The organism is Streptomyces fildesensis (assembly GCF_016107395.1).
GTDB lineage: Bacteria > Actinomycetota > Actinomycetes > Streptomycetales > Streptomycetaceae > Actinacidiphila > Actinacidiphila fildesensis.
Map to the genome: position 1 here is coordinate 65,056 of NZ_JAAIKO010000012.1, position 14,033 is coordinate 79,088.

Below are 14,033 nucleotides of genomic sequence, written 5' to 3' on the forward strand. Positions count from 1 at the left end.
TAAAGGAAGCTAACATGGGGGCTTGTGGCTTGCAAGCTGCAAGTCGTAGAGCAAGTGAAGAGGGAACCCGACATGAACAGCGCAGATCTCGCCTCCGGGCCCTGCCCGCTGGGACGCGCCGCCGGCATCTTCGGTGACCGCTGGACGCTGCTGATCATGCGGAACGCCACGCTCGGCGCGACGCGCTTCGAGCAGTTCCGTACCGGCCTGGGAATCGCGGACAACATCCTGTCCAACCGGCTGGGCAAGCTGGTCGATGCCGGGGTTCTCACCAAGGAGCCCTACGAGGACGGCAACCGGATCCGCTCGCACTACCGGATCACACAGGCGGGGGTCGCCCTGCGCCCCGTCCTGGAAGCACTCGCCGCCTGGGGCCACACCTACGCGAATCCCGCGGAGCCCACGATCGCCGTGCGGATCGTGCACCTGCCGTGCGGCCTGCCCACCGCCGACGGAAGCTACTGCGACGTCTGTGACACCGGGATCACCAACGAGGACGCCGCCTGGGTCATGCCCTGGGTCTCCGAGGAACCCATCCCGCTGGCCACCGCCGCGGTGACCGCCGCACCCGACGGGAACTGACAAGCCCCCGTATCGCGCCACCATGGCTCCCGCCGGCTCCGGGGGCGGGCGGACGGGAGCCGGAGCGGCTCGCCTTCAGATCCCCCGCGCTCCGTCGATCCGCTCACGGAGCAGGTCGGCGTGGCCGTTGTGCCGGGCGTACTCCTCGACCATGTGGACGAGGACCCAGCGCAGGGACACCGTCCCGCGCCACGCGTCGTCGCCCTCGATGTCGAGGTCGGGCGCATCGGCGACGAAGGCGTCGGCGAACGTCACCTCGGCGCGCCAGGCCTCCCAGGCCGCGGCGGCGACCGCGGGATCCGGCACCGCGCCGTCGAAGTCCTGGTCGGGGTTGTCCTGCGACGAGAAGCGGAGCGGCACGTCCTGCCCGGCCAGGACCACCCGGAACCAACGGCGTTCCACATCTGCGAGATGGCGGACGAGGCCGAGCAGCGAGAGCGTGGACGGTTCCACGGAACGACGGGACAACTCGGCGTCCAGGCCCGCGCACTTCAGCTCCAGCGTCGTGCGCTGCGACGTGAGGAAATCGACGAGCATGCGTCGCTCGTCACCGGTGGCGGGAGCGCGGAACCGGAGGTCGTGCTCGGGGCCGATGAACATCTCTGCTCTTCTTCGTGGGCTGGTCATGGCCGACATCATCGACCATGGCCGATCGGGCCCGGAACCCCGGCACCGCCCGGCCTCGGACAGGCTGCTCGTCAGGGGTCCTGGCGGGGCCGCTCGGCCCGTGCTGGTGCTGGTGCTGGAGACGGTCGCCCTCGATGTCGAGGCGATACGGGGCACGACGAACACTTCGTAGTCGCTGGAGAGCCCGAAGATGATCGCGAGCATCAGGATCGGCAGCCCGGGACGTGGCGGTCACGATCCGGTCCGCCTTGGCCGCCCCGCTGCTCCCGGCGGTCTCCGCCTGGTACGGGGTCACCTCCCGGGAACAGGCGGTGGTCGAGCAGGTGCTGGAAGGCCTGCCGGTCAAGCACATCGCCCGCCGTCCGGAGCTGTCCCACCACACGGTCAACGACCATATGAAGGCCATCTACCGCAAGACCGGCGTCGCCGGCCGCGAGGAACTCATCGCCGGCCTCTCCTGACCCCCGTCATGACCGCCCGCGGCCGGAATTCGCGACGTCGACGAACGCAATCTTCTAGTAGGATCCAGCGCCGATCGGTGTACGCCGGTGTCGGGGACGGCAGTGGCGGTACGACGACTTCCGGCCGGGAGGGTCCATGAGCGCCGACACGGTCGCAGCGCGGCAGTCGTGGGCGGAGTTCGGGCGACGGCTGCGCACGCTGCGCAGGTCGGCCGGGCTGACCCAGCGTCAACTGGCGCTGCGGGTCGGGTATCACCACACGCTGATCAGCAAGTTGGAGGGCGGCGTGCGGGAGCCGCCCGCCGGGTTGCCGCTGCGGCTCGACTCGTTACTGGGAAGCCGGGGCGAACTCCTCGCGATCCTCGCCGGCCGGCCGGACGTCCACCACGCCGTGCCGATGCTGCCCGCGACACTGTTCTCGACCACGCCCCAAGGAGCCGCCGACCCGGCCCCGCCGCAGCCCGTCCACCACTGGCCCACCCGGCTGGTGTCCTGCCCGCTGCACGGTGGTGGCGACTGCGAGGTGCCACCGCTCGCCGACGCGCTCACGCTCCTGACCGCCGCCGACGGCGACCACGGCCGGACGGCGATGTGGCCCGGCACGGACGCCGACGCCATGCACGCTCTGACCGCCCTGATCGTCGGGTACACCCAGGACGGCCTGGAGAGCGTCTCCACCGAAACCGTCGGCTCGGTCGAGCGGGTGCTGCGCGTCGTGGTGCGGTGGGCCGAGACGCTGAACCGGCACGGGACGCTGCCGGTGCCGCAGTTGCGGCTCGCCGCCGAATGCGCGCAGATCGCGGGCTGGCTCCGGGTGGAGCGAGGGCAGCGCATCCTCGGGATGGCTTGGTTCGCGCGCGGCCTGACCTGGGCGGACGTCGCCGATGACGTGGTGGCCCGGGCTACCTTGCTGTGCGACGTCTGCACCCTGGTCCGGCTCGACGGGGACGGCGCGTCCGCGCTGGCCTACGCACAGGAGTTGGAGGCGGTGGACCCGCGCCGGGTCTGGATGGTGGCCATGTCGCATCTGCACCAGGCGCGGGCGCGGGCGCTGGGCGGCGACCTCGCGGAGTGCCGCAAGCGCGTCGTGCTCTCCCGCCGGGCGCTGGACCGCCTCGACGGGCGGGACTTCCTCGAGGCGCCCTGGCTCGCCGGCGCCACGGGCCGCTTACAGGTGGAGGCGTCGATCGGCGGGACGCTGCGCGATGCCGCCGCGATCACCGGGGATCTGTGGGTCGCCCGGCAGGCCGTCAAGGCCACCGAGGCGTCGCTCAGCTGTCTGCCCGCCACGCACCGGCCGACCGTTCTGCTGCTCACGCTGCGACTGGCCGACGCGTTCGTGTGCTCCGGACAGCTGGACGCCGCCGTGGCAGCCGCCGCGTCGGTGCTCCCGGAGGCGGTCGCCGCGGACCGGACGAGTGTGAACCGCGAGCTCGACGGACTGCGGACGAGGCTGACGACGCGATACCCCGGCGCCCGGGAGGCACGGAGTCTGCTGGAGCAACTGCCCTACCGCGTCTGAGTGTTGACGGGGGCGTCTGCCTTCGGCGACCCCTCTTCCGTCATCCGTTCGGTGTCCGATGAGCGGTGCGATCGAGCTCGCGGGTTGCCAGAAGTTGCCGGATGTTGCCGGAGTTGGACTAGTCCATTGACGGGGTCATGGCGCGATGTGAACGTTTCGCTCGCTCACTCGAAACGCGAAAGTCTCGCCCCTCGCTCACCGGTCCGGGCCGATCGTCCTGCCGCTGAGTGGCGACTTCGTGGTCGAGGCATGCCCCTAGTCAAGGAGCCTCCGATGAAACACAGAGCAGTGACGGCCGGGACAACCCTGGCCGTCCTCGCCGGGATGATGGTCGCCATCAGCGGCCCGCCGGCCGCCGCGGCCCCCGCCCCGACCGTCTCCCCAGGGCCGCTGGCGCTGGCGGTGTCGGCGGCCGACCGGGCCGCCGCCAGCGGCTTCGACACGCTGATGAACGGGCCGGGCGAGAGCTACGAACGGCGTCAGGTGACGCCCTGGGTCAACGGCCTCTACTCGGTCGCCTACGAGCGCACCTACCGTGGCCTGCCGGTGGTCGGCGGGGACGCGGTGGTCCTGGCCGACGGCCAGGGCCGGGTGCAGGCCACCCGGTCCGCCGACTCGACACGGATCAACGTCCCGACCACACCGACGGTCCCGGCCACCACCGCCGAGACCACCGCACGCCGCGCGCTGGCCACGGTGGACAAGGTCGACTCGCACCGCCTCGTGGTGCGCGTCAAGGACGGCAGCGACCAGCTGGCCTGGGAGACGGTGCTCACCGGCCGCACCGCGAAGGCCCCCAGTCATCTGCACGTCTACGTGAACGCGACCACCGGATCGGTGCTCGACAGCTACGACGATGTCAAGGCCGGCACCGGCAACAGCCAGTGGAACGGCCCGAACCCGCTGACCATCGCGACCACCAACTCGGGCGGCAGTTACTCACTGCGCGACCCGGGACGCCCCGGCCTGACCTGCGCCGACTACACCACCGGCGGCGTCTTCACCAAGTCCACCGACTCCTGGGGCACCGGCAGCGCCACCTCGAAGGAGACCGGCTGCGTCGACGTCATGTGGGCGGCGCAGCACGAGTGGGACATGCTGCGGGACTGGCTCGGCCGCAACGGTCACAACGGCAACGGCGGCAGCTGGCCGGTGAAGGTCGGCCTCAACGACGTCAACGCCTACTGGGACGGCTCGTCCGTCTCCATCGGCCACAACACGGCCAACCAGTGGATCGGCGCGATCGACGTCGTGGGCCATGAGTTCGGCCACGGCATCGACCAGTACACCCCCGGCGGAGCCAACAACGAGTCGGGTCTCGGCGAGGCGACCGGCGACATCATGGGCGCCCTCACCGAGGCGTACACCAATGAGCCGGCACCGTACGACAACCCCGACTACACCGTCGGCGAGAAGATCAACCTCACCGGCAGCGGTCCGATCCGCATCATGTACAACCCCTCCCAGCTCGGCGACCCGAACTGTTACAGCTCCTCGATACCCAGCACCGAGGAGCACGCGGCGGCCGGCCCGCTGAACCACTGGTTCTATCTGCTGGCCGAGGGCTCGAACCCCGGCGGCGGCAAGCCGACCAGTCCGACCTGCAACAACTCCACCGTCACCGGCGTCGGCATCCAGCAGGCCGGCAAGGTCTTCTACGGCGGGATGCTGCTCAAGACCAGCGGTATGACCTACAAGCGGTACCGCACCACGACCCTGACCGCGGCCAAGAACCTCGACCCCAGCTGTGTGCTGTACACCAGGACCAAGGCCGCCTGGGACGCCATCACCATCCCCGCGCAGAGCGGCGAACCCACCTGTACTCCCAGCGGCAACAGTGACTACTCGATGTCGCTGAGCCCGACCGCCGGGTCGGTGCAGCAGGGTGCTTCGGCCAACGTCACGGTCAACACCACCATCACCTCGGGCAGCACGCAGACCGTGAACCTGACGGCGTCCGGCGCCCCGACCGGTGTGACGGTCGGGTTCACCCCGGCCTCGGTGCAGTCCGGCGCCTCCTCGACGATGAAGGTCACCGTCGGGTCGGCGGTCGCGGTGGGCTCGTACGTCATCACCGTGACCGGCAGCGGAACCCAGAGCCACACCGCTCAGTACACCCTCACCGTCACTCCTGGCGGGACCGATCCCGGCGGCACAGCGCCGGACATCAGCGTGGCGAACGTCCAGGCGCACCTGGCGCAGCTGTACACGATCGCCCAGCAGAACGGCGGCACCCGGCAGGCCGGCACCGGCGGCTACACGGCGTCGCTGGCCTACGTCAAGGGCAAGCTGCAGGCGGCCGGCTACAGCGTCACCGAGCAGTCCTGCACCGGCTGCACCAACCGCGGGAACAACCTGATCGCGGACTGGCCGGGCGGGCCCACCGACCAGGTCATCATGTTCGGCGCGCACCTGGACAGCGTGTCGGCCGGTCCCGGCATCAACGACAACGGCTCCGGCTCGTCCTCCCTGCTGGAGAACGCCCTCGTCCTGGCCCAGCAGAACCCGACGATGGCCAAGCACGCCCGCTTCGCCTGGTGGAACGGCGAGGAACAGGGCATGCAGGGCTCGCAGTTCTATGTGAGTCAGCTCGGCTCCGCCCAGCGCGGCGCCATCAAGGCGTACTACAACCTCGACATGGTCGGCTCCACCAACGCCGGCTACTTCATCAACAACATCACCTCGTCCGCGGCGGCCCCGATGAAGGAGTACTGGGACTCGCTGAACCTCCGTCCGGAGGAGAACATCGAGGGCCAGGGACGGTCCGACGACTACTCCTTCCAGCAGGCGGGCATTCCCACCTCGGCCTACGCCACGGGCGCCGACGCCATCAAGACCGCGGCCCAGGCCACCAAGTGGGGCGGCACGGCCAACCGGTCGTACGACTCCTGCTACCACCAGTCCTGTGACACCACCGCCAACATCAACGCGACGGCACTCGACCGCAGTGCCGACGGAGTCGCCTACACGCTGTGGAAGACCGCGGTCGGCACCACGACCCCGGCCAACGACTTCTCGGTCGCGGTGAACCCCGTCTCCGGCAGCGTCCAGCCGGGCGGCACCACCACCGCGACGGTCTCCACCGCCACCACCAGCGGCAGCGCCCAGACCGTCAACCTGACGGCGTCCGGCGCTCCGACCGGTGTGAACGTCTCGTTCGCCCCGGCCTCCGTGCAGTCCGGTTCCTCCGCGACCATGACCGTGGCCGTCGGAGCGTCGGTGACCGCGGGCACCTACACCGTGACCGTCACCGGCACGGGCACCGCCACCCACAGCACCACCTACTCGCTGACGGTCACCGGCGGGGGCGGCGGCTGCACCGGTACGACCTGGGACCCGAACGCCATCTACGTCGGCGGCAACCAGGTCAGCTGGAAGAGCCACAACTGGCGGGCCAAGTGGTGGACCACCGGAGAGGAGCCCGGCACCACCGGCCAGTGGGGCGTCTGGCAGGACCTCGGCGCCTGCTGAACTGAACAAAGCCTTCTGAACGGAGCCCTGCCCTCGAAGCCACGGCCCGCGTCCAAGCCGCACGGACGCGGGCCGCGGCGGGCGGTCACCAGCGGCATGAACCACTGGTGACCGCCGGCCCGCTACAGATGGAACGCGTGCTCCGAGCAGCAGGGAGCGCTTCACCCCGGCCTCGGTGCGGTGCGCCCGGCTCATGCTGTAGGCGACCCGGCTGCCGTCGAGCAGTTCACCGGTCGTGAACAGCCGGGGCCCGGCCGTGCGTCCGGCCGCGACCGCCCCCCTGGACCTCGACGATCAGCCGGTCGCCGGCGGGGGAGGCGGTCACCGAGGCGTTGGTGCCGGCCGATGAAATGGAGGGTCCGGATCCCGGCGGCGTCCGCGGACGGCCCGGTGGTGGGAGTCAGCAGGGGGAAGCGAGGGCGTTCCCCGCGGGGAGCGACAGGGCGGCGACCCCCAGTCCGCCCACTCCGGCTTTGACAAAACCTCTACGGGACAACTCGTTGAACTGATCCATGAGGAAGAACAAAGACCAGGGGGCTGACTGCGCACGGGCGGCGTGAACGGCGCGTTCCGCGCCTGTACGTACCGGGAGAAACCGGGCTCCACAAACGGAATTCGAGCGTCGGTTCTCGGACAGGTGTAGTCCTCACCCCGGGCGCACAGGTCGTCGCACCGTGGTCCGGAAACCCCGATCGGGGCCGTCAATGGCGAGGGTTGCGAGGTATCTCCGCCCTGTTCACAGATGTGCAGGCGGGGCTTGATCATGACCTTGCAGGGTACTGGCCGGTATCGGGATACTCAGCCGCACCAACTGGCACGGACGGGCAGACCTTGCTGTTCCGCCCGTTCGTGACCGCACATCCTGCGGGCCCACCGTTGACCCGGCGGGCCCACCCCCCACAGGAGGCACTGAGTTGAAGCACCGTCGGATAACCAGGCGTCGTATCGCGATCGCCGGGGCGAGCGCCGCCGCCGTCGTCGCAGCGGGCGTTCTCCTTCCCCACGCCAACGCCGCCCAGCCGACCGCACCGTCCCCCCAGGCATTTGCCCCCGCCGCCGCGGCTCAGCTCGCGGGCGACCTCACCTCCCGGCTGGGTGACCGCACCGCGGGTTCGTACTACGACGCGAAGACCAAGCAGCTCGTCGTCAACGTTCTTGACGCCACCGCGGACCAGAAGGTGAAGGACGCGGGAGCAGTTGCCCGGACCGTCCAGCACACCATGGCCGAACTGCACCGCTCGGCAGAGACCCTGCGGGCGCAGCCGCGTATCCCGGGCACCGCATGGTCCATCGACCCCCGCACTAACCAGGTGGTGGTGACCGCCGACAGCACCGTGAAGGGTGCGCAGCTCGACAGCCTCACCAAGAGCGTCAAGGCGCTCGGCGGCACCGCGCAACTGCACCGCTCGGCGGGCCGCTTCAAGCCGTTCGTCGCCGGCGGGGACGCGATCTTCGCCGATGGTGCGCGCTGCTCCCTCGGCTTCAACGTGGTGAAGGACGGGCAGCCGTACTTCCTGACCGCGGGTCACTGCGGTGTGGCGTTCAAGAGCTGGTCCGGCTCGTCCGGCGGCCAGGAGATCGGCAACGTCGAGGCCGCCACCTTCCCCGGCCATGACTTCGCGCTGGTCAAGTACACCGACACGAGCGTGGCCCACCCGAGCTCGGTGGACCTGTACAACGGCAGCACGCAGGCGATCACCAAGGCCGGCGATCCGACGGTCGGCCAGACGGTGCAGCGCAGCGGCAGCACCACCCAGGTGCACGACGGCACGGTCACCGGACTCGACGCCACCGTCAACTACCAGGAAGGGTCGGTCACCGGACTGATCCAGACCAACGTCTGCGCCGAGCCCGGCGACAGCGGCGGCGCGCTCTTCTCCGGCGACACCGCGGTCGGCCTCACCTCCGGCGGCAGCGGTGACTGCACCAACGGCGGGGAGACGTTCTTCCAGCCGGTGACGGCCGCACTCACCGAGTACGGCGCGCAGATCGGCTGACACCCGTCAGTGTGTGACCGAGGGGCGGACCTCCCAGGAGGCCCGCCCCTCTTCGCTGCGCGGTCGCTGGTGTGTGACGGCTTGACCTGCCCCGGAACGCGAGGCCTTAGTGCTGCGCGGTCGCCGCGTCGATGAGTGTGGCGGCGACCGTCTTCGCCATGTCGGCGGCACCGGGGTTGCGGTCCATCCTGGCGGCGACGCCCGCGCCGTCGTAGAGCAGCACCAGCCGGCTCGCCAGCTGCTCCGGATCGGGCGCGCCGGCGGCCCGGGAGAGGTCGGTGAACAGTGAGCGGACCCAGCCGCGGTACGTGTCGGTGGCCTGCATGACCGGGCTGTCGGGGCCGACCTCCGCGCTGGCGTTGAGGAAGGCGCAGCCGCGGTAGTTCGGCTCGGCGAACGCCTCGCCGAGTGCGTCGAAGACGGCGAGCAGCTTCTCCCGCGGCGCTTCGTGGCGGTCGACGGCAGCGGTCACCCGGCGGCGGCGGATCTCGTGCCGGCCGGCCAGATAGGCGCTGATGAGCCCGTCCTTGTTCCCGTACGCGCTGTAGAGGGTCGCTTTGGCGACGCCGGCGCGTTCGATCACCCGGTCGATGCCGACGACATGGATGCCCTCCTCGTAGAAGAGCTCGTTGGCGGCGGCCAGCAGACGCTCACGTGCGGTGGGGCGCCCCGGGGCGGCGGGCCGGTCTGCGATCGCTTTCGTAGCCATGACTTGACAGTACCAGACCGGTCTGTCTACCGTAAGGGCCACTAGACAGACCGGTCTGATCGGACCGGCTCCCGCTAGGCGAAAGAAGCCAGCCGATGTCCTTGCCGCCGACGTTCCCCGTGACCGACCCCTTCGTCCGCAGAAGCCGGCGGCTCGGCTCGGGTGCCGCCTTCTACCTCCAGGCGTCGATCGTGGTGGCCTTCCTCGCCGCCTCCAGCGCTCCCACCCCCCTCTACGCCGTCTACCAGGGCGAATGGGGCTTCTCGCCGATCACCACGACCATGGTCTTCGGTATCTACGCCCTCGCCGTGCTCGCCGCACTGCTCACCGTCGGGTCGCTGTCGGACCACATCGGACGCCGTCCGGTGCTGCTCGCGGCGATCGTGCTGCAGGTCGTGGCGATGGTCGTGCTCACCACGGCGGGCGGGGTGCCCGAGCTGATGATCGCCCGGGTCGTCCAGGGCCTGTCGACCGGCGCGGCCGTCGGCGCGGTCGGCGCGGGGATGCTCGACCTCGACAAGGTCAAGGGCACCATCGCCAACGCGATCGCCCCCATGACCGGCACCGCCACCGGGGCGCTCGCCTCCGGGCTGCTGGTCCAGTTCCTGCCCGAGCCCACCCACCTCGTCTACCTGACCCTCCTCGCCGTGTTCGTCCTGCAGGGAATCGGTGTCGCCCTCATGCGCGAGACCTCCGAGCCCAAGCCGGGCGCGCTCGCCTCGCTGCGGCCCCGCTTCGGTGTCCCGAAGGCGGCACGCGGACCGCTGCTGGTGGCCGCCCCGGTCCTGGTCGCGGTCTGGGCACTGGCCGGGCTCTACGGCTCCGTCATCCCGGCGGTCATCCGCAGCGTGGTCGGTTCCGACTCCCTGCTGCTCGGCGGCCTGGCGCTGTTCGCCCTGGCCGGCAGCGGCGCGGTGTCGGTGCTGCTGCTCCGCAACGCCGCCCCGGGCCGGGTCATGCTGCTCGGCACCGTGGCCCTCATCGTGGGCGTCGGCCTCACCCTGCTCGCGATCGACCACAACTCCGCTACCGGCTTCTTCATCGGAACGGTCATCGCGGGCGTCGGCTTCGGCGGCGGCTTCCAGGGCGCGATCCGCACCATCGTCCCGCTGGCCGCGCCGCACGAGCGGTCCGGGCTGCTCTCCACCATCTACGTGCTGTCGTACCTGGCCATGGGACTGCCCGCGGTCATCGGCGGCTTCCTGGTCGTGCACGGCGGGGGACTGCTGCCGACGACCCGGGAGTACGGGATCGCCGTGATGGCCCTCGGGGCGCTCGCGCTGCTGGGACTGGCGATACCGCGTCGGGGAACGGTGACCACGGAGTCCGTCGTGGTGACCGGCAGCGTCCCCGAGCTGCGCAAGGCCGCCGTCCGGGAGGCGGAGTACGCGAAGCGCTGACCGGGCACGACACCCGGACTGATGTCCGGGCGTCGACGCCGAAGGCCCTGCCACCCCGCTTCCGCGGGAGGGCAGGGCCTTTCGGCAGCCCGGGGCTGCCGTCAGATGGTGGCCGTGTCGATGACGAAGCGGTACCGGACGTCGCTGGCGACGACGCGTTCGTACGCCTCGTTGATCCGGTCGGCGGAGATCACCTCGATCTCGGCGCCCAGGCCGTGCTCGGCGCAGAAGTCCAGCATCTCCTGGGTCTGCCGGATGCCGCCGATCATCGAGCCGGCCAGGCTGCGCCGGCCCCCGATCAGCGAGAACACGTTCAGCGAGACCGGGTGCTCGGGCGCGCCCACATTGACCAGGGTGCCGTCCACCCGCAGCAGCCCGAGGTAGGCGTCCAGGTCGAGATTGGCCGAGACGGTGTTCACGATCAGGTCGAACGTCCCGGCGAGCTGCTCGAACGTCGACTCGTCGCTGGTGGCGTAGTAGTGCTCGGCGCCGAACCTCTTCGCGTCGTCCTGCTTGCGCAGGCTCTGGCTCAGAACGGTGACCTCGGCGCCCAGAGCGGCGGCGATCTTCACGCCCATGTGACCGAGGCCGCCCATGCCGACGATGGCGACCTTCTTGCCGGGGCCGGCGTTCCAGTGCTTCAGCGGTGAGTAGAGGGTGATCCCGGCGCACAGCAGCGGAGCGGCGACATCGAGCTCGACGCCCTCCGGGATGCGCAGGACGAAGTGCTCGTCCACGACGATGTGGGTGCTGTAGCCGCCGTAGGTGGGCTCGCCGTCCCGGCCGGTGGCGTTGTAGGTGCCGGTGCCGCCGTTCAGGCAGTACTGCTCGTCACCGGCCAGGCAGTTCTCGCACTCCCGGCAGGAGTCGACGAAGCAGCCCACGCCGACCCGGTCACCCACGGCGTACTTGGTGACGCCCGGGCCGACCTCGGTGACGATGCCGGCGATCTCGTGGCCCGGCACCATGGGGAACTTCGCGCCACCCCACTCGTCCCGGGCCTGGTGGATGTCGGAGTGGCAGATGCCGGCGAACTTGATGTCGATCAGCACGTCGTGCTCACGCACGGCGCGTCGGGGAATCGTGGTGCGCTCCAGCGGTGCGTCGGCAGCGGGAGCGGCGTAAGCGGGGACGGTGGTCGTCATCGTGCGTGGATCTCCAGGAAATCGTCGGGATCGGTGAGCACGGGCCGTGGCGCGGCCGGACTCGGTGAGGTCAGGGACGCGGTGAGGTTGGCCAGCAACTGCAGCGCGGTCTCGGAGGGCGAACCTGACTCGGTGGTGTAGACGAAGAGGGTCTGGTCCGTGTCGCCCGGCGGGCTGAGGGCCTCGTACGCGACGGTGATCTCCCCGACCTGGGGGTGCCGGTAGCGCTTGGTTCCGTGCGAGCGGCGGCTCACGTCGTGTGCCGCCCACGCCGTACGGAACTCCTCGCTCTTGACCGCGAGCTCGCCGATCAGCTCGCAGAAGGCCCGGTCCTCGCAGTTGCGCCCCGCGTCGAGACGCAGCACCGCGGCGGTCTCCGCGGCGATCTGCTCCCAGTCCGGGTACAGCTGCCGGGCGGACTCGTCGAGGAAGATGAACCGGGCCAGATTCCGCTCCCGGTGCGGCAGCGCCTCGAAATCGGAGATCAGCGAGCGGGCCAGCCGGTTGCTGGCCAGCACCTGCATCCCGCGGCCGACGATGAAGGCCGGCGTCAGTCCGTCCAGCGTCTCCAGCATCCGGTGCAGCCCCGGCCGGACCCGCTGGGGGCGGGCCGTCGGACGCCGTGCGGCGCGTGGCTGCGGACGGGCGAGCTGTATGAGGTAGATGTGCTCCACCTCGTTGAGCCGCAGCGCGCGGGAGACGGAGTCCAGGACGCTCGCGGAGACGTTGCGGTGCCGCCCCTGCTCCAGCCGCGCGTAGTAGTCGGTGCTGACCCCGGCCAGCCGGGCCAGCTCCTCCCGGCGCAGCCCGGGCACCCGGCGGGCGGATCCATTGACGGCGACCCCCGCGTCCCCAGGGCCCAGCCGGGCCCTGCGGGAACGGAGGAACTCACCCAGTTCGACATTGTGGTCCAGACCCATGACTCAAGTATTGCCGCGCCCGGAGCGCTTTCCGGGGCCCAGGGTAGGTCTGTCAGACCCACCCGGTACGACCTAGGCGGGAGGCGGGAGGCGGGAGCGGCGCGGGTGAGGCCGGCCCGGCAGGGAGGTTCCTACGCCTTCAGCGCTGCTTGCCCAGTGTCGAACCCCGGACCACCAGCTCCGGCTGCAGCACGATCTGATGGTGCCGGTGCTCGCCGGCGTGGTCGCCGGTCTCCGCGATGAGCAGCTCGGCGGCGGTCCGGCCCATGCGGTGGGCGGGCTGGCGCACCGAGGTCAGCGGGACCGCGGCCGCCGCCGCGAACTCGATGTCGTCGTAGCCGACGAGCGCGAGCTCCTGCGGCACGGCGACCCCCGCCGCGTACAGCGCCTGCAGCACGCCCAGGGCGAGCAGGTCGTTCGCGCAGAACACCGCGGTGGGGCGGCCGGCCATGCCCAGCAGCCGCGCGCCCGCGTCCCGCCCCGCGGCGACGTCCAGCCGGTCCGTCTCGATGTGGGACAGCGCCTCCGGGGGGAGTCCCGCCGCGGCCAGCGCGTCGAGGGCCCCGGTCCGCCGGTCACGGCACTGGGTCAGATGCATGGGTCCGCTGACGTAGACGAGCCGCCGGTGGCCCTGGTCCAGCAGATGGCCGGCGGCCAGCCGCCCGCCGGCGATGTCGTCGACCGACACCGAGCACGCCGACGCGCTGGGCACGACGCGGTCGACGAAGACGAAGGGGATGTCATGGCGCCGGAACGCGTCGAGGTTGCGCCCCGTGGCGTCGGCGGGGGTGACCAGCACTCCGCGTACGCGGTGCTCGGCGAACAGGCTCAGGTACTCCGCTTCCTCGGTCGCGCTGCCGGCGCTGTTGCAGAGCATGACGCCGAGTCCGGCCTCGCGGGCGGCCCGCTCGGCGCCCGACGCGACGTCGACGAAGAAGGGATTGGCCATGTCCAGGACCAGCAGGGCGATGATGCGGCTGTGGCCGGCGCGCAGCTGGCGGGCCGACTCGCTGCGCACATAGCCGAGTTGGTCTATCACCTCGAGCACCCGGGTGCGGGTCTGCTCGGAGACCATGTCCGGGCGGTTGATCACGTTCGACACGGTGCCGACGGAGACCCCGGCCTGCCGTGCCACGTCCTTGATGCCCATCATGCGCGCCACGAGCTCCGAACCACCGTCTCCCGCGGCTCTCCGCGGC

At 70.7% G+C, this 14,033-nt stretch carries 12 protein-coding genes; 7 read left to right on the plus strand and 5 right to left on the minus strand.

Going from position 1 to position 14,033, the window contains the following annotated elements:
• The first annotated feature begins 72 nt into the window (after positions 1 to 72).
• The gene (locus tag C6N31_RS18915; RefSeq protein WP_198357884.1) at positions 73 to 582 is read left to right on the plus strand and encodes a winged helix-turn-helix transcriptional regulator; all 510 of its coding nucleotides are present in this window, start codon (positions 73 to 75) and stop codon (positions 580 to 582) included.
• Between the two features lie 75 nt (positions 583 to 657).
• On the opposite strand, the gene C6N31_RS18920 is transcribed toward C6N31_RS18915, so the two are convergent.
• A complete protein-coding gene (locus C6N31_RS18920) occupies positions 658 to 1,209 on the minus strand; it encodes a DinB family protein (protein ID WP_381586734.1) in 552 nt (183 codons plus the stop codon).
• On the opposite strand from C6N31_RS18920, the gene C6N31_RS18925 reads away from it, so the two are divergent.
• From C6N31_RS18925 to C6N31_RS18945, 5 genes are all read left to right on the plus strand, one after another.
• Positions 1,208 to 1,381 (plus strand): hypothetical protein, encoded by a 174-nt coding sequence (locus C6N31_RS18925; RefSeq protein WP_164292081.1) that lies wholly within the window; start codon positions 1,208 to 1,210, stop codon positions 1,379 to 1,381. The genes C6N31_RS18920 and C6N31_RS18925 overlap by 2 nt on opposite strands.
• A gap of 52 nt (positions 1,382 to 1,433) precedes the next feature.
• Complete coding sequence (locus tag C6N31_RS18930; protein ID WP_138351439.1) at positions 1,434 to 1,670, plus strand: response regulator transcription factor; 237 nt, start codon at positions 1,434 to 1,436, stop codon at positions 1,668 to 1,670.
• 136 nt (positions 1,671 to 1,806) lie between these two features.
• Entirely contained in the window at positions 1,807 to 3,192 is a 1,386-nt protein-coding gene (locus C6N31_RS18935; RefSeq protein ID WP_138351440.1) for a helix-turn-helix domain-containing protein, read from the plus strand.
• Between the two features lie 273 nt (positions 3,193 to 3,465).
• The gene (locus C6N31_RS18940) at positions 3,466 to 6,663 is read left to right on the plus strand and encodes a M28 family peptidase (protein ID WP_187144726.1); all 3,198 of its coding nucleotides are present in this window, start codon (positions 3,466 to 3,468) and stop codon (positions 6,661 to 6,663) included.
• Positions 6,664 to 7,577: 914 nt separating this feature from the next.
• Positions 7,578 to 8,660: a S1 family peptidase gene (locus tag C6N31_RS18945; RefSeq protein ID WP_138351441.1), complete on the plus strand. Its 1,083-nt coding sequence runs from the start codon at positions 7,578 to 7,580 to the stop codon at positions 8,658 to 8,660.
• 106 nt (positions 8,661 to 8,766) lie between these two features.
• On the opposite strand, the gene C6N31_RS18950 is transcribed toward C6N31_RS18945, so the two are convergent.
• On the minus strand, positions 8,767 to 9,369 hold the full coding sequence (locus C6N31_RS18950; protein WP_138351442.1) for a TetR/AcrR family transcriptional regulator: 603 nt from the start codon (positions 9,367 to 9,369) through the stop codon (positions 8,767 to 8,769).
• A gap of 95 nt (positions 9,370 to 9,464) precedes the next feature.
• Between C6N31_RS18950 and C6N31_RS18955 the strand changes: the two genes are divergently transcribed.
• Positions 9,465 to 10,769 carry an MFS transporter gene (locus tag C6N31_RS18955; protein ID WP_187144725.1) on the plus strand — a complete coding sequence of 435 codons (1,305 nt, stop codon included), beginning with the start codon at positions 9,465 to 9,467 and terminating at the stop codon, positions 10,767 to 10,769.
• A 101-nt stretch (positions 10,770 to 10,870) separates the two neighbouring features.
• Here the strand turns inward: C6N31_RS18955 and C6N31_RS18960 are convergent, their stop codons facing one another.
• The 3 genes from C6N31_RS18960 to C6N31_RS18970 all read right to left on the minus strand — a co-directional run bounded on the left by C6N31_RS18960 (position 10,871) and on the right by C6N31_RS18970 (position 13,987).
• The gene (locus C6N31_RS18960; RefSeq protein ID WP_138351443.1) at positions 10,871 to 11,914 is read right to left on the minus strand and encodes an NAD(P)-dependent alcohol dehydrogenase; all 1,044 of its coding nucleotides are present in this window, start codon (positions 11,912 to 11,914) and stop codon (positions 10,871 to 10,873) included.
• Positions 11,911 to 12,834 (minus strand): helix-turn-helix domain-containing protein, encoded by a 924-nt coding sequence (locus C6N31_RS18965; RefSeq protein WP_198357885.1) that lies wholly within the window; start codon positions 12,832 to 12,834, stop codon positions 11,911 to 11,913. Before C6N31_RS18965 ends, C6N31_RS18960 begins: the two co-directional genes overlap by 4 nt.
• Positions 12,835 to 12,973: 139 nt before the next feature.
• Positions 12,974 to 13,987: a LacI family DNA-binding transcriptional regulator gene (locus tag C6N31_RS18970; protein ID WP_138351609.1), complete on the minus strand. Its 1,014-nt coding sequence runs from the start codon at positions 13,985 to 13,987 to the stop codon at positions 12,974 to 12,976.
• Between the last annotated feature and the right edge of the window lie 46 nt (positions 13,988 to 14,033).